The organism is Arthrobacter oryzae, from assembly GCF_030718995.1.
Taxonomy (GTDB): domain Bacteria; phylum Actinomycetota; class Actinomycetes; order Actinomycetales; family Micrococcaceae; genus Arthrobacter; species Arthrobacter oryzae_C.
This window is the reverse complement of record NZ_CP132204.1, coordinates 4,236,734-4,258,017: the sequence shown is the minus strand read 5'-3', so window position 1 is coordinate 4,258,017 and position 21,284 is coordinate 4,236,734. Positions and strand designations below refer to the sequence as shown.

Annotated in this window: 16 protein-coding genes and 1 pseudogene; 11 read left to right on the top strand and 6 right to left on the bottom strand. The window is 64.2% G+C overall.

Annotated features, from left to right (window positions below; all coding sequences use genetic code 11):
* Positions 1-97: 97 nt before the first annotated feature.
* Positions 98-1,879 (top strand): annotated as a pseudogene (locus tag Q8Z05_RS19550) (FAD-dependent oxidoreductase).
* Between the two features lie 36 nt (positions 1,880-1,915).
* On the opposite strand, the gene Q8Z05_RS19545 reads toward Q8Z05_RS19550, so the two are convergent.
* From Q8Z05_RS19545 to Q8Z05_RS19520, 6 genes are all read right to left on the bottom strand, one after another.
* Complete coding sequence (locus Q8Z05_RS19545) at positions 1,916-3,121, bottom strand: glycosyltransferase (protein WP_305941202.1); 1,206 nt, start codon at positions 3,119-3,121, stop codon at positions 1,916-1,918.
* A complete protein-coding gene (locus tag Q8Z05_RS19540; protein WP_305941201.1) occupies positions 3,067-4,683 on the bottom strand; it encodes an ArnT family glycosyltransferase in 1,617 nt (538 codons plus the stop codon). The genes Q8Z05_RS19545 and Q8Z05_RS19540 overlap by 55 nt, the downstream gene beginning before the upstream one ends.
* Positions 4,684-4,740: 57 nt before the next feature.
* The gene (locus Q8Z05_RS19535; protein ID WP_305941200.1) at positions 4,741-6,030 is read right to left on the bottom strand and encodes a glycosyltransferase; all 1,290 of its coding nucleotides are present in this window, start codon (positions 6,028-6,030) and stop codon (positions 4,741-4,743) included.
* 83 nt (positions 6,031-6,113) lie between these two features.
* The gene (locus Q8Z05_RS19530; RefSeq protein ID WP_305941199.1) at positions 6,114-6,842 is read right to left on the bottom strand and encodes a hypothetical protein; all 729 of its coding nucleotides are present in this window, start codon (positions 6,840-6,842) and stop codon (positions 6,114-6,116) included.
* A complete protein-coding gene (locus tag Q8Z05_RS19525; protein ID WP_305941198.1) occupies positions 6,839-9,343 on the bottom strand; it encodes a galactose oxidase early set domain-containing protein in 2,505 nt (834 codons plus the stop codon). The genes Q8Z05_RS19530 and Q8Z05_RS19525 overlap by 4 nt, the downstream gene beginning before the upstream one ends.
* Before the next feature lie 304 nt (positions 9,344-9,647).
* On the bottom strand, positions 9,648-10,292 hold the full coding sequence (locus Q8Z05_RS19520) for an acVLRF1 family peptidyl-tRNA hydrolase (RefSeq protein WP_305941197.1): 645 nt from the start codon (positions 10,290-10,292) through the stop codon (positions 9,648-9,650).
* Between the two features lie 52 nt (positions 10,293-10,344).
* On the opposite strand from Q8Z05_RS19520, the gene Q8Z05_RS19515 reads away from it, so the two are divergent.
* The 10 genes from Q8Z05_RS19515 (at position 10,345) to aroC (ending at position 21,233) form a co-directional block, all read left to right on the top strand.
* Complete coding sequence (locus Q8Z05_RS19515; protein ID WP_305941196.1) at positions 10,345-11,769, top strand: replication-associated recombination protein A; 1,425 nt, start codon at positions 10,345-10,347, stop codon at positions 11,767-11,769.
* 247 nt (positions 11,770-12,016) lie between these two features.
* Complete coding sequence (locus Q8Z05_RS19510; protein ID WP_305941195.1) at positions 12,017-12,415, top strand: cupin domain-containing protein; 399 nt, start codon at positions 12,017-12,019, stop codon at positions 12,413-12,415.
* A 207-nt stretch (positions 12,416-12,622) separates the two neighbouring features.
* Positions 12,623-13,249: a 30S ribosomal protein S4 gene (gene rpsD / locus Q8Z05_RS19505; RefSeq protein WP_078027880.1), complete on the top strand. Its 627-nt coding sequence runs from the start codon at positions 12,623-12,625 to the stop codon at positions 13,247-13,249.
* Between the two features lie 145 nt (positions 13,250-13,394).
* Positions 13,395-13,769 carry a DUF948 domain-containing protein gene (locus tag Q8Z05_RS19500; RefSeq protein WP_011692124.1) on the top strand — a complete coding sequence of 125 codons (375 nt, stop codon included), beginning with the start codon at positions 13,395-13,397 and terminating at the stop codon, positions 13,767-13,769.
* Positions 13,770-13,786: 17 nt separating this feature from the next.
* Positions 13,787-14,017, top strand: coding sequence for a DUF6167 family protein (locus Q8Z05_RS19495; protein WP_305941194.1), 231 nt, complete (start codon positions 13,787-13,789; stop codon positions 14,015-14,017).
* 111 nt (positions 14,018-14,128) lie between these two features.
* The gene (gene alaS / locus Q8Z05_RS19490) at positions 14,129-16,807 is read left to right on the top strand and encodes an alanine--tRNA ligase (RefSeq protein WP_305941193.1); all 2,679 of its coding nucleotides are present in this window, start codon (positions 14,129-14,131) and stop codon (positions 16,805-16,807) included.
* Between the two features lie 7 nt (positions 16,808-16,814).
* Positions 16,815-17,414 carry a Holliday junction resolvase RuvX gene (ruvX, locus tag Q8Z05_RS19485; protein WP_305941192.1) on the top strand — a complete coding sequence of 200 codons (600 nt, stop codon included), beginning with the start codon at positions 16,815-16,817 and terminating at the stop codon, positions 17,412-17,414.
* Positions 17,411-19,150 carry an endolytic transglycosylase MltG gene (gene mltG / locus Q8Z05_RS19480; protein WP_305941191.1) on the top strand — a complete coding sequence of 580 codons (1,740 nt, stop codon included), beginning with the start codon at positions 17,411-17,413 and terminating at the stop codon, positions 19,148-19,150. Before ruvX ends, mltG begins: the two co-directional genes overlap by 4 nt.
* Positions 19,147-20,007, top strand: coding sequence for a shikimate dehydrogenase (locus Q8Z05_RS19475; RefSeq protein WP_305943635.1), 861 nt, complete (start codon positions 19,147-19,149; stop codon positions 20,005-20,007). Before mltG ends, Q8Z05_RS19475 begins: the two co-directional genes overlap by 4 nt.
* Before the next feature lie 26 nt (positions 20,008-20,033).
* A complete protein-coding gene (gene aroC / locus Q8Z05_RS19470) occupies positions 20,034-21,233 on the top strand; it encodes a chorismate synthase (RefSeq protein WP_305941190.1) in 1,200 nt (399 codons plus the stop codon).
* Positions 21,234-21,284: the final 51 nt, after the last annotated feature.

Genomic DNA, 21,284 nt, shown 5'->3' with positions numbered 1-21,284 from the left:
CTCAATGGTAATCCTCCTCCCGCGTGCTGGTGCCGCCGGGTCTACTGGGGGTTTAGCCTTCCAACCGGCCGCCGCGGGGATGCGTGCAGCCGACTGAATGGAGCCAGGATTGATGAGCAAGGCAACAACCATGAGCAAGAAACCGACCACGAGCACTACTGTCTGTGACGTCCTCGTCATCGGCTCCGGCGTCGCCGGGATGGCCGCAGCATTGAAGGCCGCTTCACAGGGATTGACTGTGATTGTTGCGGAAAAGGAACAGTACTTTGGCGGGACCACAGCCATTTCCGCGGGCTGGGCGTGGGTCCCCGGCAACAAGCACGGCGTGGCCCAGGGCGATACGCGCGAGGACGCCGAGACGTACCTGAAGAGCCTGGCCCCGGAGACGTTCAACGAAGCGGGCGTCAGGGACTTCCTGGATACCGTCCCCGAGGCCATCTCCTTTTTCGAGAACGAAACCGAGGTGAAGTTCACCTACCCGGAAAAGTCCCCGGACTACCAGATGGACCTGCCCGGGGCGAAGCTGTCCGGCCGTGCCATCCTGCCGCAGGACGTCGACGCCCGCGTGCTGGGGGAGAAGCGGCTCCTCATGCAGCCCTACATGAGCTCCTACACCGCGTTCGGCTACATGCCGCAGGTGGGCCCCGACATCAACGAGTTCTTCCATGTGAACCAATCGGTCAAATCCTTCGTCTATGTGGCGAAGAAGCTGCTGCGCACGTGGGCCGGCGCCGCCCGCTACAAGCGCCCGGTCCTGCGTTCCAACGGCAACGCCCTGATGACCCGCATGGTCAAGAGCGCCGACGACCTGGGTGTGCGGTTGTGGAAGTCTTCGCCGGCCCTTGCCTTGACCCGTGACGACGCCGGAACCGTCACCGGGGCTGTCCTCGGGGGAGAGCATGCCGGCACGGTGGCAGCACGTCTGGGCGTGATCCTCGCCGCCGGCGGCTTCTCGGGCAACAGGGAACTGCGGCAGCAGTACTTCCCGCACGACGCCGGCGGCGACGACCACTTCACGCCGACAGTGGGCCACGGCGGGGATGCCGCCACCCTGGCGATGAGTGCCGGCGGGCACATCGATGACTCCGTGTTCAGCGTGGGCTCGTGGGCCCCGGTAACCGTCTTCAAGTACCTGGACGGCAAGGAACGGCTGTTCCCGCACCTGCGGGCCATCGGGCTGCCGGGCCTGATCGCCGTCGACCGCCACGGCAAGCGCTTCGGAAACGAGGCGCTAAGCTACCACGACTTCGGCGGCGCGATGATCCGGCACAACAAGGACGAGGACGGGACGTTTGGCTACGTGATCGGCGATGCGAAGACGATGCACAAGTAAGGCATCGGCTACGCCAAACCCTGGCCGATGCCGCGCGGCTACTTCTACCGGACCGGGTATCTGGTCAAGGGAAACACCCTGGCGGAACTGGCCGGAAAGCTCGGCATCGACGCCGAAGGCCTCGCTGCCACCGTGGTTGACTTCAACCCGGCGGCAGTGCGCGGCGAGGATCCGGCGTTCGGCCGCGGCTCCACCCTCTACAACCACTTCCGCGGCGACCTTGAGCACAAGCCGAATCCGAACCTGGCCCCGGTCGGCAAGGGTCCGTACTACGCCGCAAAGATCCAGATGGGCGACCTGGGCACCTTTGCCGGAGTGGGGGTCAATGAGCATTCGGAAGTTGTCACCACGGAGGGAACGGCAGTCCCCGGCCTGCTTGCCGTCGGCGCGGCCGCCGTGAGCGTTTTCGGCGGCGGCTATCCGGGCTACGGTTCGCACATAGGGCCGGCCCTCGTATTCGGGTACCGGGCGGGCCGGGACATCGCCAAACTCGCGGCCAGCCGGGATGCGGACCGCGCGGCCAGCGTCGTGGCGGGTCAGTCTTAGCAAAACGAAGTCCACGGTCGGGGGGGGTGGGACCCCTTACATGACGGGGTCGCTCTGCACCTTGCTCACGAATGGCTTACTGACCTTTTCCGAGTCCGGTGCAACAGGCCTGGACCGGTAGACCACTTTGGAATGGAAGAAATACCTCAGGGTGAACGCAGCCACAAGAGTCAGTCCCTGCGCTATGACGCTGTTGACCATGAGCGTTTCGACGGCGACCATCAGAACCGGCAGCCGCAGCAGTGCCTCGGCGTTGTTGAACCCGAAAGAGTGTAGGAACCGGGTGGTCCGCGCATTTGCCTCGTGCAGGAGTGCGCCAAAAACCAGCCGCTCCTGCATCAGGAAGTTCGACACGATGGTCAGCTCCGCAGCCATGATGGCCGCGAAAACGTAGTGTGCTCCCGCGCCTAACAGGAGGCCCATGATCAAAAGGTTGAGCACTGCGCCAACAGCGCCCACGCCTGCGAAAACTCCCGCTCGACCGACTCGGAGTTGCATCAACTGAAGGAGGAAACTCAGTCCCGCCCGGATGCCTGCTTTGGATCTGCCGGCGGTGCGCTTTCCGAAAATGAAGGGAACCTCAGAGACGACCAGGCGATGCCTGCCAAGAATCTCAAGGAGTATCTTGAAGCCACCAGGGCGGAGCCTGCCATAGTCCACCCTCGAGCGGCGCAACACGAAGAAGCCGGTCAGGGGGTCGGAACACCCGCGCAATCGTGACGGGAACAGACAACGAGTAAGCATCGACGCACCGCCGGAAACTATGCGGCGATAAACATTTCCTAATCCATTGGGGCTGCTTCCCTGTCCGCAATACCGGGACGCAACCACTACGTCCGCAATGCCGCCTTCGAGTTCCGCGAGAAGGACCGGGATCAGCTCGGGCGGGTGCTGGAGGTCGCCATCCATCACAAGGCAGTAGTCGGACGAGCTCGACAGCAGCCCCTGGAGGACGGCCCCGCTCAAACCATCATCCGGCGCGGGACGGTGGATCATCCGGACCGGGAGCGGCGCAGCCGAGGCAACGCGGCCTATGACTTCGGGCGTGTTGTCCGTTGAGTCATCAACGAAGATGATCTCGGCATCCAGAGCCCGGCAGGCCGCCGCTACACGGTTGACGAGCTGCTCGATGTTGGGCGCTTCGTTGGAGGTCGGTACGATCACTGAAAGTTTCACTACACCAGTTCCTAACGCTCGGTAGATTGCGGTGAGGCCGGAGGATCGACCCGGCGGATGCTCCACTCGCCAAACGATTGGACAGTCGTAGAGTGCTTTAGCGCGGAAGCTGCCCGGCTCAGGCCCAGGCTGTCGATGTTGGACGTCACGGACGGGCCGACGATGACCCATTCGATCTCCTGCCAACCACCGGGGTGGACTGATTCGAATTGCTTGTCGAGGTCCGGTTTTTCCGTTGCAATCATGGTCCAGGCGTCGTTCCAACCGCTGGAGTTGAGGTCGTACCACATGGAGTAGGGTGCCAGGACTACGTCATCGCGGGAGACGTTGTCCTGAACCCAGTTGAGGGTTTGCCGCCAGTTCGCATTGGTCTCGGCTGTCAAAAGATCCCGGTCCTGTTCAAACCATTGCGGCACGGACATGAGGAACAGTGCAGAGCAAAGAACTGCAACGAACGCTGACCGCAGTGGTCGCCGGTGGTGGGGCCGGTTCTTACCCAGTTTCTCCAACCCGGACCACGCGATATCGACGCCAGTGCCTAGTGCCAGGGCAAGGAACGGAATCACTCCGATGATGTACATTGCCGGCAGGTAGCCTTGGCCCAGGACAATCGGGATGGCGAAGGAGAGTATAGCCACCGTCAGGACGCGGGACTGCTTCCTCAGGATGCAGAGGACGGCGGCTGCAAGGCCTGCAGCAATGAGGTACTTGTCGAAGTAGAGCCAGCCTGCCAACAGCTCCGCGCGGCTCGAACCGGCTTCAAAGATCGTTCCCGAGCCTGAGCGCTCCAAGAACTGGTACGACAGAGCGTCCTGGAGGGACACGTGGTCCGGGCCGGAGAGGAGCTCGTTCCGTAGCAGCGCCGACAGCGGGTAGAAGGCGAGCATCAGCCCTCCCACCGTGAGGAATCCAACCACGGAGAACGTACGGTTGCTCCAGCGCGGACGGTACATGAGAGCCATCAGCAAGGCAGGACCGAAAATGGCTAAGGTCTCTTTGGACAGGACGGCCACGGCGAAACAGATCCCTGCGCACACGTGGTGCCACAGTGCGTCACGGGATGACAATGCAAGGTAGAAGGCCAGTAGTAGCCAGGGGACACCGATATTGTCCAGGTAAATCTGCCGTCCCAGAACGAGCGAGAGCGGGGACAGGACAAAAATTACGGTGGTCAGCGCAGCAAACGGGATACGGACCTTCATGCGCCTCGCCAGCATATATAGCAGGAGAGCGCTGGCAACAAAGAAAGCGGCGATGACATACCGCGTGGCGCCGATGGCGGTGCCGTCACCCAGTCCCAGCATTGTGGGAAGCCAATTCAGGCCCGCGATCTGGATCCAGCCGAGCGGCGGGTGGTCATACCAGTACGTGTAGGGGGCCAAGCTTCCGGACTGGACGGCGAAGGCCTGGGCCGTATAGGTTCCTTCGTCGTCCTGGTAGCTGGGTGCGCCCGTCAGGTTCCACAGACTGAGGACTGCTGCCATAGCAGAAAGCACCCACAGAGTGATGCGGTCCCAGGAGGAAAGCTGTGTCAGGGAAAAAGGCGCGTCGGGCCCCGGGCCCCGGTGCTGGGGTGAGGGGCTGTCCTTGCGTTCCGCAAGGGGCGGTTCAAGCTCCGCGACTGCCATGGTTTCCTCCTTCTTAGTCTGGTTGTTGCAATGAACCTATGGAGGGTCGAGATGACCTTACGGACGGACAGGGGCGGCAACTGCGGTATCAATGTAAGAAAGATGGGATCCGGAATGGTCGGTCTTTTCCCAGCCGAAATCGCGCCGGATGAACTTGACAAGGGCCCGCAGGGCGGAAAATGCAAGGACCAGCTGGTAGATGGGTGTGCCGACGATCAGCCGGAAGTAGTCGTACCAGGAAATGGTGAACTTATGGTCCCGGCCAAACTCCTGGAGCATGCAGATGTCGAAGGCTATCGTCGCCAGGGTGGGTACCAGCGGAAGGAAAGCTATGAGCGTGACCACGAGCGGAAAACCTCCCCAGACGGCTGCGAAGATGGCGACGGGAATGCAGACGCCGGCGAAGGCCATGAAATGTTGTTGCATCAGGGTCCACCAGGCAATTGCACGCATCTTTCGGGTTGGCAGGTTTTTCCAGTCACCTTTGGCGAAAACCTGCATAAATCCCAGCGACCAACGGGTCCTCTGACGCACCAGGGCTTTCAGGGTGTCCGGAGTCTCCTCACGGGTGACTAGCTCGGGGGAGTACGCCACGACGATCTTCCGCCCCAGGGTGGATAGCCGGACACCCAGGTCGCAGTCCTCGGCAAGGCAGTTTCCGTCCCAGCCGCGGACTTCGTTGAGGAGCTCACGCTTGATGAACACCGTGTTGCCGCCCAAAGGAATGAACCCCTGCCGGGAGTGGGCGTGCAGTCTGGACCTGAACCAGGTGAAGTATTCCAAGCAATTGCGCAATGAGTACCAGGTGTCCCGGTAGTTGATGAGCTGGACAGCTCCTTGGACCACGTCTGCGTTCTTGGCCGCAAAAACGCTGTCGATGTGTGCGAGCAACTCTTTCGCCGCAATCGATTCAGCATCGAACACCCCCACCACAGTGTTGCGGCACATGGACAGCGCTTTGTTGAGCTGCCGCGGCTTGTTCTTGGTTTCGCTGACGTCGACGCTAACCCGGACGAAATCGGGAAATTCACGGGCGAGCTTGTGTGCCGTCTGAACAGTTTCAGGATCGTCATGACCCACCGAGATGATTACTTCCTTACGGGAATGCGTCTGGGCCAGGAGCGCAGACAGAGTTGCCCGCATCACGTCCTCCCGCTCGTTCCTGCACGGCATGATCAGCGAGAAGGAGCACGATTCCGAGGCTTGCAGCCCCGAGTACGACGTGCGGATTTGGGTCTTGGGATCCCACCACGCATACGTATTGAGGTACAGAGTAGACAACGCAATGGCGAACAACGCCAAAGCAATCAGGACGACCAGGGCGCTGGCCAGCACGGAAACGGGCATGGGGTAGCTCCAATGAAAGGTGGCGGGCTCGAATGGCTTGGTGGGTGAAACTCAGGCGGTCGGTTCGGGGTGCAGCGCTGTGGTCAGTCGGCCGGGCCGCAGGCCATTCCGTCGTCGTTCGGGTCCAGCTTCTGGGGGTCGACGCTTACCTGCCGGACGACGATGCCATTCGGGAAGTATTCGCGGACTTCAGCGCAGTTCCAGTCGTGGGCCATCGAACCGGGATCAAGGCCTGCGCTCCTCATGTCCTGGAGATGCTGGCTTTGGCTGGGTGGAACCGCGGGCAGGCACTGGCCGGACTCTCCGTACTGGGGCAGGCAGCCGCCAAGGGAGAGCTCCGCGGAGCCCAGCACCGCGGCCGGGTCAACGGGCGCCTGTTTCGCGAGGCCGGAGGAACGGTCCCGGCCGTCGCGCCGGGCGCCCGCTGCCGGACCCACTTCGGAGCCTGCCGCCTGGTTGAGTGAAACCTCAGCCTTGTTGCCGATTCCGTGCGTTTCATCAGAGCGGCCTGCCGCCGGATCGTCGTACCTGGCAACCTCCGGAAGCGCTTCCGGTTGGGCTGCCGGCCTGGCCGCGGAGTCGTGGTGTGCGGGGTCGGATTTCCCGCCGGATACTGACCCCTGTAGCGGTAGCGGTTCCGCCGGGGCCGCGGCCAGGTTTGCGGCAGCTCTAACCGTCGCCACGGTGGAGGCGGCGGACATGCCGCCCCATGTCACGGCCGCCGCCACGGCAAGGCCTGAAGCGGCCAGCACCGTGGTCCAGCGACAGCCGCGGCTTGGTGTGCGCCGGGTTACTTTCCTGAGATTCATCATGAGATCCACACCCACTTGGAGATGCTGGGAACGCCATCCGTATCGAGGACTGAGAGCATGTAGGGTCCCGGCGGTAGAAGGTTCGGGTTGTCGGGTATCTGTGCAGTGCGGCTGCCGCCTGTTCCCGCGATGGGAAGGTCTACCAGGCGGGCGTTGGTGTCCGTCTGGTGGGTTGCGGACATCGGCGACATGAGGGAAGCGGAGGAAACGTTGCCCGTGACCCCCAGCTCGATGGTCTGGCCGTAGCTTGCTGATCCCGGGACGGCAGTGAGCGTGGGGCGCGTGCCTTTGAACAGGTAGGGCGGGCTGTAGACGGAGATCCGAAGCTCGAAGGAGTTGTCCAGCGGATTGGAACCCAGGATAGCCACCTTGCCGTCGGGCAGCAGGATCGACGTCGAATGGTAGTTGCGTCCCACCGGATCAGCCCCGATTTCCTTCCAGGAGTTGCTCACGGGGTTGTAGAGGGAAGCGGTTTGAACGTTGCCGGCGCGGTTCAGTTGAGCGCCGTTCGCGGCGAGCACCGTCCGGTCCGGAAGATTGACCAAGTTGACGTAAGTCTTGCCGGGCCCGGGAAGATCCGGACCGGGGACGTACGCGGGTGCTGCCTGTTTGAAGTCGATGATGTCCACGAGGTTTATGGCCGGGGCGTTTCCGTCCGTATTGCCGCCGCCCACAATCATCAGCTTCTGGTCCTGGGCGGGCCCGATGAAGACGGAACCGGCCTGGTCCCTCATGTCCTTTTGCCGCAGCCCCGGTACGTCCCACATCTGCGCCGAGGTCCAGTCGTACACCCTGGCACCGGTGCCGGGCAGGCCATTACCGAACGTGTGGCCCCCCGTGTAGAACATTTTGCCGTCGTCCAGCAGGAACATGTGCGGGTAAGTGCCCCAGTAGCTCCACGTCTGCGGGACCTGGTTCTGCGGGAGCCAGTCCATTGCCGATGTGTCGAACATTTCCGTGAGGACGGTTCCCTTGGCCTGGTCGTCGATTCCGCCAGCGGACCACACGTCGCCGTTACCCAGCTTGGTGAGCGACGGGTACCAGTGGGCGCCGGTCATGTCACCGATCTGGTGGAACTGGTCGTCTGCCGGATCGAAATAGTAGCTCTGCTTCGCGCCCTTGAAGGCGGTGGGTCCGTCAGTGTTGGCTGGGAAGGCTGACGTGCCGCCCGCCAGCAGGACCTTGCCGTCCGGCAGGGTGACGTGGCCGGCGCAGAACATGTCGTAGGGAACGGGGACGTCCTTGAAGGCGTTGGTGCTCGGTGTCCAGATCACGGCCTTGAACGATCCCGCCGTGAAGGCTGCCCCGTCGTTCCCCGAACCTGCGATCAGCAGCAGCCGTCCGTCGTGGAGCAGGGTGGAATGAATAGCCCGGATGGGAAGCTGCGTTGTGAGGACATCCCACGAGCCCACGAGTTCAGGTCCGCCGGCAACCGGCGGCGCAGGGTCGTACTTGACCATTGAGTAGTTGGTGGTCTTCAGCGAGCCGTTGGAGCTGAGGGACAAACCAAAGGAGATCCGGTCAACGCCTTCGGGTATCACCGGTGTCCGCGCCTGGGCCGTAGTCCAGGCTGCACTGGCCGGCAACGTCTTCAGGTCGGTCCAGTATTGCCAGCCCGTTGCAGTGTGGGCGAAGACCGTGAGGTTTGTGCCCGGAACGGCAGATGTCTTGTAATCGACCTTGAGGTCGTATTGCGCTCCTGGTACGACGGCGGGGGCGCAGCCGGCCTGCTCCGACTGAATGAGTTTTGCATCGCCGGAAACGTAGGAAGCAATTGTCAGATCATACGATCGGGTGCCGACGGTCGAATTAGCGGGCACATCGGTGGAAAGCGAAGAGGTCAACTGGCGATTTCCCCAGCCGCCGAGGCTAAAACACGTTGGTATTTGTGTTCCGGACGCCAGATTGCCATTAATAATAAGCTGCCCGGTGTTCGGGGCCGGTTGATCGATGACATTCTGAACTAATGAATAGTCGTCGGTGGTTAACGTTCCATTTCCCGAGAGGGAAAGGCCGAAGGCAATTTGATCGGTACCTTCAGGAATTACCGGAGTAGCGGCGGCGGCGAGGGTCCAGCCGACCGCTGGCGCCTCCCGCTCGATGTCGCCCCAGTAGCTCCACCCCTGGGCAGTATGCCGGAAGACGGTCAGCGACACCGATGCGGTGGACTTGTACCAGATGCCCATCTCGTAGGTTTGTCCCGGGATGACCTTGGGGGCGCAGTCTACGCTCTCTGTCTGCAGCAGTTTGCGATCCCCCTGGGTGTACCCGGTGACCGTCACGCTATAGGAGCGCCCACCGTTGCGCCCCTCGGCGAACGACCATTTGCCAGGGGTGCCCCAGCCTGAGGGTTTGAAACACGTGGGCTGGCCGTTGCCTAGTTCCAGCGAGGGATTCTTGACGAGATTGATAGGCTCGGCGGCTGAAGCTGCGATAGGCGCGTGCGCGAAATAGCTGGCAGTAAACAAGAGCGAAAGCGTCGCTGCAATGAGAGTTGTCATCCGAGGTGACTTTTTCATCACACCACACCCCCACGATGGAACTGGCCTAAGGGCGGTGAATATGTGGCTCCTATGCCCAGTTGTGACACCCGCGCGATCGTAGTGATTAAAGTATTCACTGAGCGACCCCCCGCATTTATTCGAGACCTGAGACGAATTGATGTGGCGAGTCTAACTTTGGGAATAGGCGGCAGAAACGAGTGGTGATTACTTGTTCTTTTCGCGGACGCAACGCGCAGGCGGCCAGGCCTACCTGAGTAGCCTGAGAGCCCGTGTTGAAGGAGTGGGCAACGAGTAGGAAGCCCTAAGCGGGATCGGTCACCGTGATTCGAATTGAGCAGGCGTCCGCCGCGGCCTGCTTCAACACGGCGGCGCGCGGATCCGGGACGTCCAGGAACGGCAGCCGTTTCAGCGCCGCGTAGCGTTTCAGCACGGGTGCGCCGAGGACCTGCTCGGCGAGTGTGCGGTCGCCGCCCGGCACAAGGTATTCGATCCGCTGTTCGGCGAAGATCCGCTCCGCGTGCTCCGCGACCGCTTCCACCAGGGCATCCGCCTGGTTGGCGCGCCGCCGGGCGAAGCGCTGCTGGGATGATCCGCCGGCGGCCGTTCTGGACTGGATGTGGCGGGTGCCGCTCTTGGCGGCCAGGGCGGCGCCGTCGCGGACCGCCGCCACGGAGTATCCGCCGCGGCGGACAAGCACCAGGCCGAGCGTCCGGGACTGTGCCGCCAGCGACGCCAGCCGTTCCACCGCATCGCTGCCGCGGCCCGGCCGGCCGTCCGGCGGCCACGGCGGCTGGAGCAGCGCCACGGCGCCGTCCGCCGCTGACAGCTGCAGCCCGCCGTCGAGCTCTTCCACCCCGACTGTGCCGTGGCTTGCGGCAAATCGCGCCACCCACCCCGGAAGCCGCTCACCCGACACGAACGCCACGCGGGACTCTGGTGCGGGCATCGTGGGATTCTCCGTTGTTAGTGGCTTCATGAACTAGAAGTAGCCTATCTATGTGGATGATCTCTTTGGCCAGGGGCCGGATAACGACGACGACGGCGGGACAGCGGCGCCGTCCGCGTCGGCGGTTTCCGGGCTGGCCGCCGGCCGGACGCAGCCACGGAGCCCGCTGGCAGTACGGATGCGTCCGCGGACCCTGGACGACGTGGTGGGCCAGCAGCACCTGCTGGGGCAAGGATCCCCGCTGCGGCAGCTGGCCGCCGGCGCCGGAGCCGACTCCGCCGGACCGGCCGGACCGACCTCGCTCATCCTGTGGGGCCCTCCGGGAACCGGGAAGACCACGCTGGCCCACGTGATCGCCAAAGGCCCGGGCCGGAAGTTCGTGGAACTCTCCGCCATTACCGCCGGCGTGAAGGATGTCCGGCGCGTGATGGACGAGGCCCTCACTGCCCGGGACCTCTACAAGACCACCACGGTGCTGTTCCTCGACGAGATCCACCGGTTCAACAAGGCGCAGCAGGACGCACTGCTGCCCGGCGTCGAAAACCGCTGGGTGGTGCTGGTTGCCGCAACTACGGAGAATCCTTCCTTTTCGGTCGTCTCCCCGTTGCTGTCCCGTTCGCTGCTGTTGACACTCCGCCCGCTGACGGATGCCGACATCGAAGGACTCGTCCAGCGGGCTGTCGCTGATGCACGCGGGCTCAACGGGAAAGTGAACCTCAGCGAGGAGGCATTGGCCCACCTGGTCCGGCTTTCAGGTGGAGACGCGCGCCGTGCGCTGACGGCGCTTGAAGCGGCCGCCGGGGTGGCTTTCGGAGATGCTGACGACGCCGACGACGGTCCGGTAACGGTGGAACTGCGGCACACCGAACGTGCCCTGGATGTTGCCGCGGTCAGGTACGACCGTGCCGGTGACCAGCACTATGACGTGGCCAGCGCCTTCATCAAATCCATTCGCGGCTCCGACGTGGACGCCGCACTGCATTACCTGGCCCGCATGCTGGAAGCAGGGGAGGACCCCAGGTTTATTGCCCGCCGGATCGTGATTTCAGCTGCGGAGGATGTCGGAATGGCAGACCCCACGGCGCTGCAGACCGCCGTGGCCGCTGCCCAGGCCGTGCAGCTGATCGGCATGCCCGAAGGGCGGATCGTGCTGGCAGAGGCGGTGGTCCACCTGGCGACGGCACCGAAGTCCAACGCCGCCTACATGGGCATCAACAAGGCCACGGCCGACGTCCGGGCGGGACTGGGCAACGGCATCCCGGCACACCTGCGGGACGCGCACTATCCGGGATCCAAACAGCTCGGGCACGGGAAGGGCTACAAGTACGCGCACGACGCTCCGCACGGCGTGGCCACGCAGCAGTATCCGCCGGACGACCTCGTGGGCCGCGACTATTACCTGCCCACCGCCAACGGCGCCGAACGAGACATTTCCACCCGCCTGGAGCGGCTCCGGAAAATCATCCGCGGCGGCTGACGGGGCGAAGAGGTCACCACCGGCGGCCGCGCCAAATGCCCCGCCGACCCCTGCCCCGTTGACTTCCGGCGGTGGAGGGCTAACGTTGAATTACGTCAGCACAGATCTGTTGAACGTGCGTGCCATGAGGGGGACATCAGCACAAATGCCGGTTGTTCGTACGCCCAGGCCTCAGGTCGGCAGCCGCCCCGAAATTCGTTTGACACAGTGTTCATGCGTCCTTTCCCCAGTTCCCAGGTAGTGTCCCATGTCCGCAAACTTCGTTACTGCACTGTCCGTGAAGTCGTTCGACGTTCCGGACAAGAAGCGCTGCCCTGACAAGGCGGAATTCGACCTTGTCACGGTCAACGACTACTCGGTGGCCCGGTTGATACTCGACCCCGGCTGGCGGTGGTCGGAGAGCATCAAGCCCTTCGAAAAAACCGAGTTCTGCCAGCACAACCACCTCGGCTTCTGTGTCTCCGGTGTGCTTGAAGTGGAAACCGCCGACGGAGGCCGTTCCACGATCCATGCCAACGACACCTATACGCTGCCTCCGGGCCACGACGAGTGGGTGGTGGGCAACCAGCCGTTCATCGCCGTCGAGTTCCTGGGCGCCGCTTCCTTCGGCCGGCAAACCAGCCGCGGCGTCCACGCCCGTACCTAACCGCGACAGTTAGCCGGCCCGGCCGGGGCGGCAAGCCGCATCATGGTAGGATAGTTCGTTGTCTGGCAAGGCACGGACGCGCAATCCCAACAAATTCACTTTGATGAGGTTACGCCTGTGCCCAGTAGCAAAAGGCAGCGGTTGGCCGATGCTCTCCATCGTGGAGGCCAGTAACACTGACACACCGCAGATATTGGAAGGACACAAGTGGCTAATAACACTCGTGCTCGCCGTACCGCACGCCTTTCGCGTGCACTCGGCATTGCTCTGACCCCCAAGGCCGCCAAGTACATGGAGCGCCGCCCGTACGGCCCCGGTGAGCATGGCCGTGCCCGCAAGAAGCAGGACTCCGACTACGCCGTACGCCTGCGCGAAAAGCAGCGCCTGCGCGCCCAGTACGGCATCCGCGAAGCCCAGATGACCCGTGCCTTCGAAGAAGCACGCCGCACCAAGGGCCTGACCGGTGAAAACCTGATCGAACTGCTCGAAATGCGTCTCGACGCCCTCGTGCTGCGTGCCGGCTTCGCCCGCACCATCGCCCAGGCCCGCCAGCTGGTTGTGCACCGCCACATCCTGGTTGACGGCATCCGCGTTGACCGCCCGTCTTTCCGCGTCTCCGAGGGCCAGCTGGTCCACGTTCACAGCCGCAGCGAGACCATGCCGCCGTTCCAGGTTGCAGCAGCCGGCGCCCACCGCGACGTCCTGCCCCAGGTTCCGGCCTACCTGGACGTCAAGCTTGACGCCCTGCAGGCCCGCCTGGTTCGCCGCCCGAAGCGCTCCGAGGTTCCCGTAACCTGCGAAGAGCAGCTCGTCGTCGAATTCTACGCACGCTAAATAAAAGCAGCGTATCCAAAGAAGCCCGTGGCAAGCGCCGCGGGCTTCTTTGTATGTAAGGTACTGGGGGGAGTTCCGCAAGAGCGGCCATGATGCCGGTGCGGAACCCGCAGCATTCCACGGAAACACAAGGAGATGAACGTCTATGTCTGGTGGCGATATTGCCGGCCTGATCGCGGCAGGGGTGTTTGCGCTTTTGGTGCTGCTGCTCGCCGTGCCCATCCTGAAGCTCGGGCGGGTTTTTGACGAGGTCCGGACCTCCATCCGTTCGATCAGCGACGGCGCGACACCCCTCATGGACGAAGTCACGGCCACGGTTTCCACTACCAACCAGCAGCTGAAGAAGGTTGACGGCATCTCGTCCAACGTCTCGGACGCTTCGGCCAACATCTCCGCGCTTTCCTCCCTCGTGGCGGCAACCGTGGGATCCCCGCTGATCAAGGTGGCAGCCTTCAGCTACGGAGTCCGCTCCGCCCTGTCCGCCCGCAAGAAACCCGCCACCGGCCGTCGCAGCCGCTAATCCTGACGGAGCACCCAATGAAAAGAATCCTCTGGATGGGAATCGGCGTCGCCATTGGCGTTATCGCCTTCCGTAAGATCACTGAAGCCCAGTCCACCCTTGGGCCCGAAGGCCTTAACCGTGCGGTGGGCCGGCTCGCCGATGGCATCTACGACTTCGCTGACGCGGTCCGGGACGGCATGCAGGAACGGGAATCCGACCTCAGGGCAGCCCTGGGCATCGACACCCAGGACGTGGTGCGGCGCTAGCCGCAGTTGCGGGAGAATTAAACAGGCAGTAGCCGGTATTTCGGTACTGCCATCTGAATCAAACTTTCACGCGGGAGAACGCGTGAACCAAGAAGGGTAAGTAACAAGGTTATGAAGTCGCAGGAGATCACCAAGCGCTGGATCGACTTTTTCGTCAGCAAGGGCCACACGGCGGTGCCATCCGCATCCCTTGTCTCCAGCGACCCCTCCCTGCTGTTCACGGTGGCCGGCATGGTCCCCTTCATTCCCTACCTGACGGCCCGCGAAGAAGCGCCCTACAACCGCGCCACCAGCGTGCAGAAGTGCATCCGCACCGGTGACATCGAGGAAGTGGGCAAGACGGCCCGCCACGGCACGTTCTTCCAGATGTGCGGCAACTTCTCCTTCGGCGACTACTTCAAGGAAGACGCCATCAAGTTCGCCTGGGAACTGCTGACAACGGGCGTCGACGACGGCGGCTACGGCCTCCCGGCCGACAAGCTCTGGGTCACCGTCTACGAAGAAGACGACGAAGCCGAACAGCTCTGGCTCAAGAACACGGGTATGCCCGCCGACCGGATCCAGCGGATGGGCAAGGCGGACAACTACTGGTCCACCGGCCAGCCCGGCCCGGCCGGCCCCTGCTCCGAGATCTACTACGACCGCGGCCCGTCCTATGGTGTCGAGGGCGGCCCGATCGCCGACGAGAACCGCTATGTCGAAATCTGGAACCTCGTCTTCATGCAGTACCAGATTGACAACGTCCGCTCCAAGGTGGACTTCGACATCACCGGCGAACTGCCCAAGAAAAACATCGACACCGGCCTGGGCATGGAACGCCTGGCAATGATCCTGCAGGATGTCGAGAACATGTACGAGACCGACCAGGTCCGTCCTGTCATCGACAAGGCCGCTGCATTGTCCGGCAAGGAATACACCTCGGCCGAGTCCGCCGACGATCCCCACCACACCGACGATGTCCGGATGCGCGTGGTGGCGGACCACATTCGGTCCGCACTGATGCTGATCGCAGACGGCGTCACGCCCTCCAACGAAGGCCGCGGCTACGTGCTGCGCCGCCTCATCCGCCGTGCCGTGCGCTCCATGCGCCTGCTCGGCGTCGAAAAGGCCTGCCTGCCGGACCTCCTGCCCGCATCCCGCGACGCGATGAAGGGTGTCTACCCGGTAGTGGAGACCGATTTCGACCGCATCAGCCGTATCGCCTACGCCGAAGAGAAGGCGTTCCTGCGGACCATTGCGTCCGGCACGGCCCGCCTCGAGGACGCCGTGAAGGATTCCAAGGCAGCGGGCCAGCCGCTGTCCGGGGCCGATGCTTTTGCCCTGCATGACACCTACGGTTTCCCGATCGACCTGACGCTGGAAATGGCGGAAGAGGCCGGCCTGAAGGTTGACGAACCCGAATTCCGGAAGCTGATGCTGGAACAGCGGCAGCGCGCCCAGGCGGACGCCAAGGGCAAGAAGGGATCGCACGCCGATCTCAGCGCCTTCCAGGAGCTGCTCGCCGAGGGCGAGACGGTCTTCACCGGCTACACGGAGCTCGCCGGCGAGTCCAAGGTCCGCGGCATCCTGTCAGGCGGCCGCAAGGTCTCCCAGGCCTCCACGGGCGAGGAAATTGAACTTGTCCTCGCAGAGACCCCGTTCTACGCGGAGGCCGGCGGCCAGGCCGCGGACACCGGGCTCATCACGGGCGACGGCTTCGTCGTCGAGGTCCTGGATGTCCAGCGGCCCGTCAAGGGGCTGAGCGTGCACAAGGCGATCGTCCGCGAGGGCGAAATCGGCGCGGACTCGCTCGTGCAGGCCGCGGTGGACCGCGAACGGCGCCACTCCGCGGAGCAGGCCCACACCGGGACGCACATCGTGCATGCCGCACTGCACCAGATCCTCGGCCCGGAGGCGCTGCAGCGCGGCTCGTACAACAAAGCCGGCTACCTGCGCTTTGACTTCGCCTGGGGCGAGGGCCTCAGTGCTGCCACCCGTTCCGAAATCGAGGAAGTTTCCAACCTCGCCATCCGCAACAACTTCCAGGTGGAGACCAAGGTCATGGCACTGGCTGAGGCCAAAGCCCTCGGTGCCATGGCGCTCTTCGGCGAGAACTACGGAAACGAGGTGCGCGTCGTGGAGATCGACGGCGCCTGGTCGCGCGAGCTTTGCGGCGGCACCCATGTGGCCAACACCTCGCTCATTGGCAGCTTGTCCCTGCTCGGTGACCAGTCGGTAGGCTCCGGAAACCGCCGTGTGGAAGCCTTCGTGGGAATGGAGGCCTTCCGCCACCTCGCCGCCGAGCGTGCACTGGTCACGGAGCTCACGGAAATGCTGAAGGTGCCGTCAGGCCTGCTGGCAGACCGTATCGCCACCACCCTCACCAAGCTCAAGGCCGTGGAAAAGGAACTGGAGCGCCTGCGCAAGGAGCAGTTGACCGCTGCCGCCGCACAGCTGGTCGGTACGGCAACGGATGCTGCCGGCGTGAAGGTCATTGCCCACGACGCGGGACAGGTCAGCGGCGCTGACGACCTCCGCGGACTGGCGCTCGACCTGCGCAGCCGGCTTGGCTCAGAGGCCGCCGCCGTCGCGGTGGCGGGCGTCAGCAATGACCGCCCCGTCATCCTGGTTGCCACGAATGAGGCAGCCCGTGCGGCCGGCGTCAAGGCAGGAGCCCTCGTCCGGCTCGCGGCCGGCATTCTCGGCGGAGGCGGGGGTGGCAAGGATGACGTCGCGCAAGGCGGCGGCACGGATGCCGCGAAGGTGCCGGCGGCGCTGACCGCCGTCGTGGACGCCATCACGAGGCGATAGCCGAACCGTGAATCAATCTGCTGCATCCGGCGCCTACCCCCAGGGCATCAAACTGGGGGTGGACGTGGGCACCGTCCGCGTAGGCGTTGCCGTCTGCGACCGCGACGGCATCCTGGCCACACCGTTGAAGACGTTGGAAAGGAACGCCAGGAAGAACACGGACGTCCGTGTCCTGGCGGCCCTGGCCGCCGAGCTTGGCGCCGTCCAGATCTTCGTGGGCCTGCCGCGCACCCTCAAGGGCGAAGAGCACGCGTCGGCCAGGATGGCGACGGACTACGCGGAGCTGTTGGCACAGGAACTTGCGGGCCGTGGTTCTGACATTCCGGTGCAGCTTATTGACGAGCGTCTGAGCACGGTGACCGCCCACCGCAACCTGCACGAAGCTGGCATGAGCAGCCGGAATCACCGTAAGGTAGTGGATCAGGTTGCCGCCGCAGGAATTCTGCAGCACGCAATCGACATGCAAAAAGCCAGGGGAACGGATGTGGGAAGCCGCGTAATTGCTGCTTCCCGGCCGGGGCTTTCCGGAGACGCCGCAGCGGAAGACGCTGAGCAGGCCGTCTCAGGAATCAATGTGCAATCTTCGGAAAATGGAAGGCTACAGTGAGCCCGGTCAACAGCGACGAGTCCTCGGGTGAGGAATTCAGTGACTCCGGACGTCAACTGACGCGCAAGGAAATTCGGGCCAGGGAAAAATCCCTGACGACCGAAGGCAATGACGTCGTGCCACCGCAGGCGTTCGAAACCGGCCCTTCGCCGCAGGTTCCTCCCGCCATGCCGGCGGAACCGCCCACTGTCCAGCAGGACGCTGTTCAGCACCACACGCCGCTGGCGCACGAGGAATTGCGCCAGGACGAACCGGCGCACCATCGCGTGCAGCCGCACCAGGAGGAACCCGTGCACCACGAAGAACCCGTGCACCAAGCAAACTCCGCGGAGGGCGACCCCCATGCTGAGCCGGAAGCATATGACCCGCACGTCGGACTGCACGGCGTAGCCGCCCACCCTGACTTCGCTGTGGATCATGCCGTGGCCGCTGACCATGCGTACGCAGGGCACACCGACGCTGCGCACCCGGGCGAGGCCGGGCACCCCGACGAGGCTGCGCACCCGGTCTACGCTGACCACCCGGACTACGCGGTTCACCACGAGGACGAGGCCCACCATGTCTACGAGGACGCCGGCGTCTATGCAGCGGAACACCACTCCGAGCAGCACTTTGACGAACCGGACCATCCTTTGATGGCCGGAGCCGGGTCTGTCGCTGCTGCCCCGGCCAAATCCAAGAAGGTCCGCCGCCGCCGCCGGTGGCTCGCGCTCCTGCTGACGCTCGGGGTCTTCGTCACCGCCTTGGTGGTGGGCGCCCAGTTCCTGAAACCCCTGCTCGGCGGGGACACCATTGCCGACTACCCCGGCCCCGGCACCGGGGAAGTGAATGTATCTGTCGAGCCCGGTGAAGGCACCAGGTCTGTCGCCACGAAGCTCGAGGACCAGAAGGTTGTCGCCAACGCGGACACCTTCCTGCGGGAGCTGACCGCGTCCGGAGGCACCATTGCACCGGGTGACTTCCAGTTCCGCCAGGAAATGAAGAACTCCGATGCCGTAGCCGTGCTGCTGGGCCAAGGCGAAGGCAAGGTCCTGTACTTTGCCTTGAGCGCCGGACTGCGGATCGGTGAGTCACTGCAGGCCATCGCCCAGGGGTCCGGTATCCCGGTGGCGGAGCTGCAGGCCCTCAGCGACTCCCCGGCCCAGTTCGGGCTGCCGGAGAAGGCCAAGAACCTTGAGGGCTATCTCGCGCCCGGCGAGCACCGCTTCCCGGTGGGAACGCCGGCCAAGGAGATCCTCCAAAACCTCGTGACCACCACCGTCGACGAGCTCAAGGCACAAGGCGTGACCGATCCCGCGAAGCAGTACGACGTCGTGACGGTGGCCAGCATCGTGCAGGCCGAGGGCGGCCAGGCCGAGTACGGCGACGTCGCCGGTGCCATCTACAACCGCCTCAAGCCGAACAACACCGAGACGGCCGGCCTGATCCAGTCCGACGCCACGGTGACCTACGGGCTGGGAATCAAGAGCTTCCACATCGACGAGGACCAGAAGGCCGACAAGTCGAACCCGTACAACACCTACGCCAACCAGGGGCTCCCGGTGGGACCCATCGGTTCGCCGGGCAAGAATGCCATCGATGCGGCTGCGAAGCCGAAGGCGAACGAATACATGTACTGGGTGACCATCAACCTGGACACCAAGGAGACGAAGTTCTCCAAGACGCTGGCTGAGCACAACGTCTACGTGGAGCAGTACAACGCATGGTGTGCCGCCAACGCGGGCCGCTGCACGTGACCTTGAAGGCTGCCGTTCTGGGGCACCCGATCGGCCATTCACAGTCCCCGGCGCTCCACCGTGCCGCCTACGCCCGCCTGGGTGTGGACGTGGAGTATTCCGCCATCGACGTCAGCGTCGCTGACCTCCCGGCTTTCATGGCAGCAGCCCGCAACGAGCCAGGCTGGCGCGGACTGTCCGTGACCATGCCGCTCAAGACCGCGATGTTCTCCGAAGTGGACGAGGTCCGCGGCGTGGCACGCATTCTCGGTGTGGTCAACACCGTTGTGTTTGAAGCTGACGGTCCGGCCGTCCGCCGGATCGGTTACAACACCGACGTCGCAGGGATCGTCAACGCCGTGCGTCATGCCGGCGTGGTGTCCGCACCGTCAGCTGTGGTCGTGGGCGGCGGCGGAACTGCCGCGGCCGCGATCGCAGCGCTCAAGGACCTGGGCGCGCCGTCCGCCGATATCTACGTGCGTGACGTGGGCCGTGCTGCGGAAGCACGGGCCGCTTCCGCGGGTGTGGGCCTTCCGGTCCGCATTCTCCCGCTCTCCGGCGCGGCACCAGCTATGGCCGCCGCCGACGTCGTGATTTCCACCCTCCCGCCGCACGGGGCCGATGCCCTGGCGGAGGAGCTGGCCGGCCTCCGGACCCTGACCCCGGGGGTGCTGCTGGATGTCGCCTACGACCCCTGGCCCAGCCGCATTGCCTCAGTCTGGCGCGACGGGGGAGGCGCCGTGGTCCCCGGCCTGGAGATGCTGCTGTATCAGGCAGTGGAGCAGGTCCGGTTTTTCAGCGGCCTTGGCGACGACGTCACGGCCGAAGTCATAGATGTGATGTGTGACGCAGTCGGGGCACCTCGACGAGTGTTCTAACCGCCCTACGTGGCAGGATGGATTTTATGTTGCGTTGGTTGACTGCCGGTGAATCCCATGGACCGGCACTGGTCGGAATAATTGAAGGCGTCCCTGCCGGTGTGGAACTCACCAGCAGCCAGATCGCCGATGCCCTCGCCCGCCGGCGCCTCGGGTACGGCCGCGGTGCCCGGATGAAGTTCGAACAGGACGTCGTGACCGTCCTGGGCGGCGTGCGCCACGGCATCACCCAGGGTGGTCCGGTGGCCATCCAGGTGGGCAACACAGAGTGGCCCAAGTGGGAGCAGATCATGGCTTCGGACCCCGTGGCCCCCGAGATCCTCGCCGACCAGGCGCGCAATGCGCCGCTGACGCGGCCGCGCCCCGGCCACGCGGACTTCACCGGAATGCAGAAGTACGGCTTCGACGAAGCGCGGCCCGTCCTGGAGCGCGCCAGCGCCCGTGAAACCGCCACCCGCGTTGCGTTGGGAACGGTGGCGTCGCAGTTCCTCAAGCAACTGGGAATCGAACTGGTTAGCCACACGGTTTCAATCGCCAGCGTTGCCGTGCCTGAAGGGCGCCCGCTGCCCGTGCCTGCGAACGTGATCGCCCTCGATGCGGATCCGCTCCGCTGCTTCGACCGGGAAACCTCGGACGCCATGGTGGCCGAGGTGGATGCCGCCCACAAGGAAGGCGAAACCCTTGGCGGCGTGGTGGAGGTGCTGGCCTACGGCCTTCCGCCCGGACTCGGCAGCTACGTTCACTGGGACCGCCGCCTTGACTCCCGCCTGGCCGCCGCCCTGATGGGCATCCAGGCCATTAAGGGCGTCGAGGTCGGTGACGGTTTCCTGACCGCTTCCCGCCGGGGCTCTGCCGCCCACGACGAAATCGTCAAGGACTCAGACGGCCGGATCATCCGCACCAGCAACCGTGCCGGCGGCATCGAGGGCGGCATGAGCATCGGCGACGTGCTGCGCGTCCGTGCCGCAATGAAGCCCATTGCCACCGTTCCGCGGGCCCTGAAAACCATCGATGTCAGCACCGGGGAAGCCGCCAAGGCGCACCATCAGCGCTCGGACGTCTGCGCCGTCCCCGCCGCCGGGGTCGTGGCCGAGGCCATGGTGGCCTTGGTCCTTGCCGAGGCAGTGGCGGAGAAGTTCGGCGGCGATTCGGTCACGGAGACCGCTCGAAACATCAAGGGTTACCTGGACAACATTCCGGCGTCCCTGGACTCGATCGGCCAGTAGTGCCCGTCAGCAGCAGGAACGGCGCCGTGCCAACGCGGCCCATCGCCCTTA

Bases quoted from the DNA above. Each gene is read 5' to 3' on its own strand.
- Q8Z05_RS19535 (WP_305941200.1), bottom strand. From the start codon at position 6,030: ATGCCCGTTTCCGTGCTGGCCAGCGCCCTGGTCGTCCTGATTGCTTTG.
- Q8Z05_RS19530 (WP_305941199.1), bottom strand. From the start codon at position 6,842: ATGATGAATCTCAGGAAAGTAACCCGGCGCACACCAAGCCGCGGCTGT.
- alaS (WP_305941193.1), top strand. From the start codon at position 14,129: ATGAAGTCGCAGGAGATCACCAAGCGCTGGATCGACTTTTTCGTCAGC.
- aroC (WP_305941190.1), top strand. From the start codon at position 20,034: ATGTTGCGTTGGTTGACTGCCGGTGAATCCCATGGACCGGCACTGGTC.
- Q8Z05_RS19495 (WP_305941194.1), top strand. From the start codon at position 13,787: ATGAAAAGAATCCTCTGGATGGGAATCGGCGTCGCCATTGGCGTTATC.
- Q8Z05_RS19525 (WP_305941198.1), bottom strand. From the start codon at position 9,343: ATGACAACTCTCATTGCAGCGACGCTTTCGCTCTTGTTTACTGCCAGC.
- Q8Z05_RS19520 (WP_305941197.1), bottom strand. From the start codon at position 10,292: ATGCCCGCACCAGAGTCCCGCGTGGCGTTCGTGTCGGGTGAGCGGCTT.
- Q8Z05_RS19500 (WP_011692124.1), top strand. From the start codon at position 13,395: ATGTCTGGTGGCGATATTGCCGGCCTGATCGCGGCAGGGGTGTTTGCG.
- Q8Z05_RS19510 (WP_305941195.1), top strand. From the start codon at position 12,017: ATGTCCGCAAACTTCGTTACTGCACTGTCCGTGAAGTCGTTCGACGTT.
- Q8Z05_RS19540 (WP_305941201.1), bottom strand. From the start codon at position 4,683: ATGGCAGTCGCGGAGCTTGAACCGCCCCTTGCGGAACGCAAGGACAGC.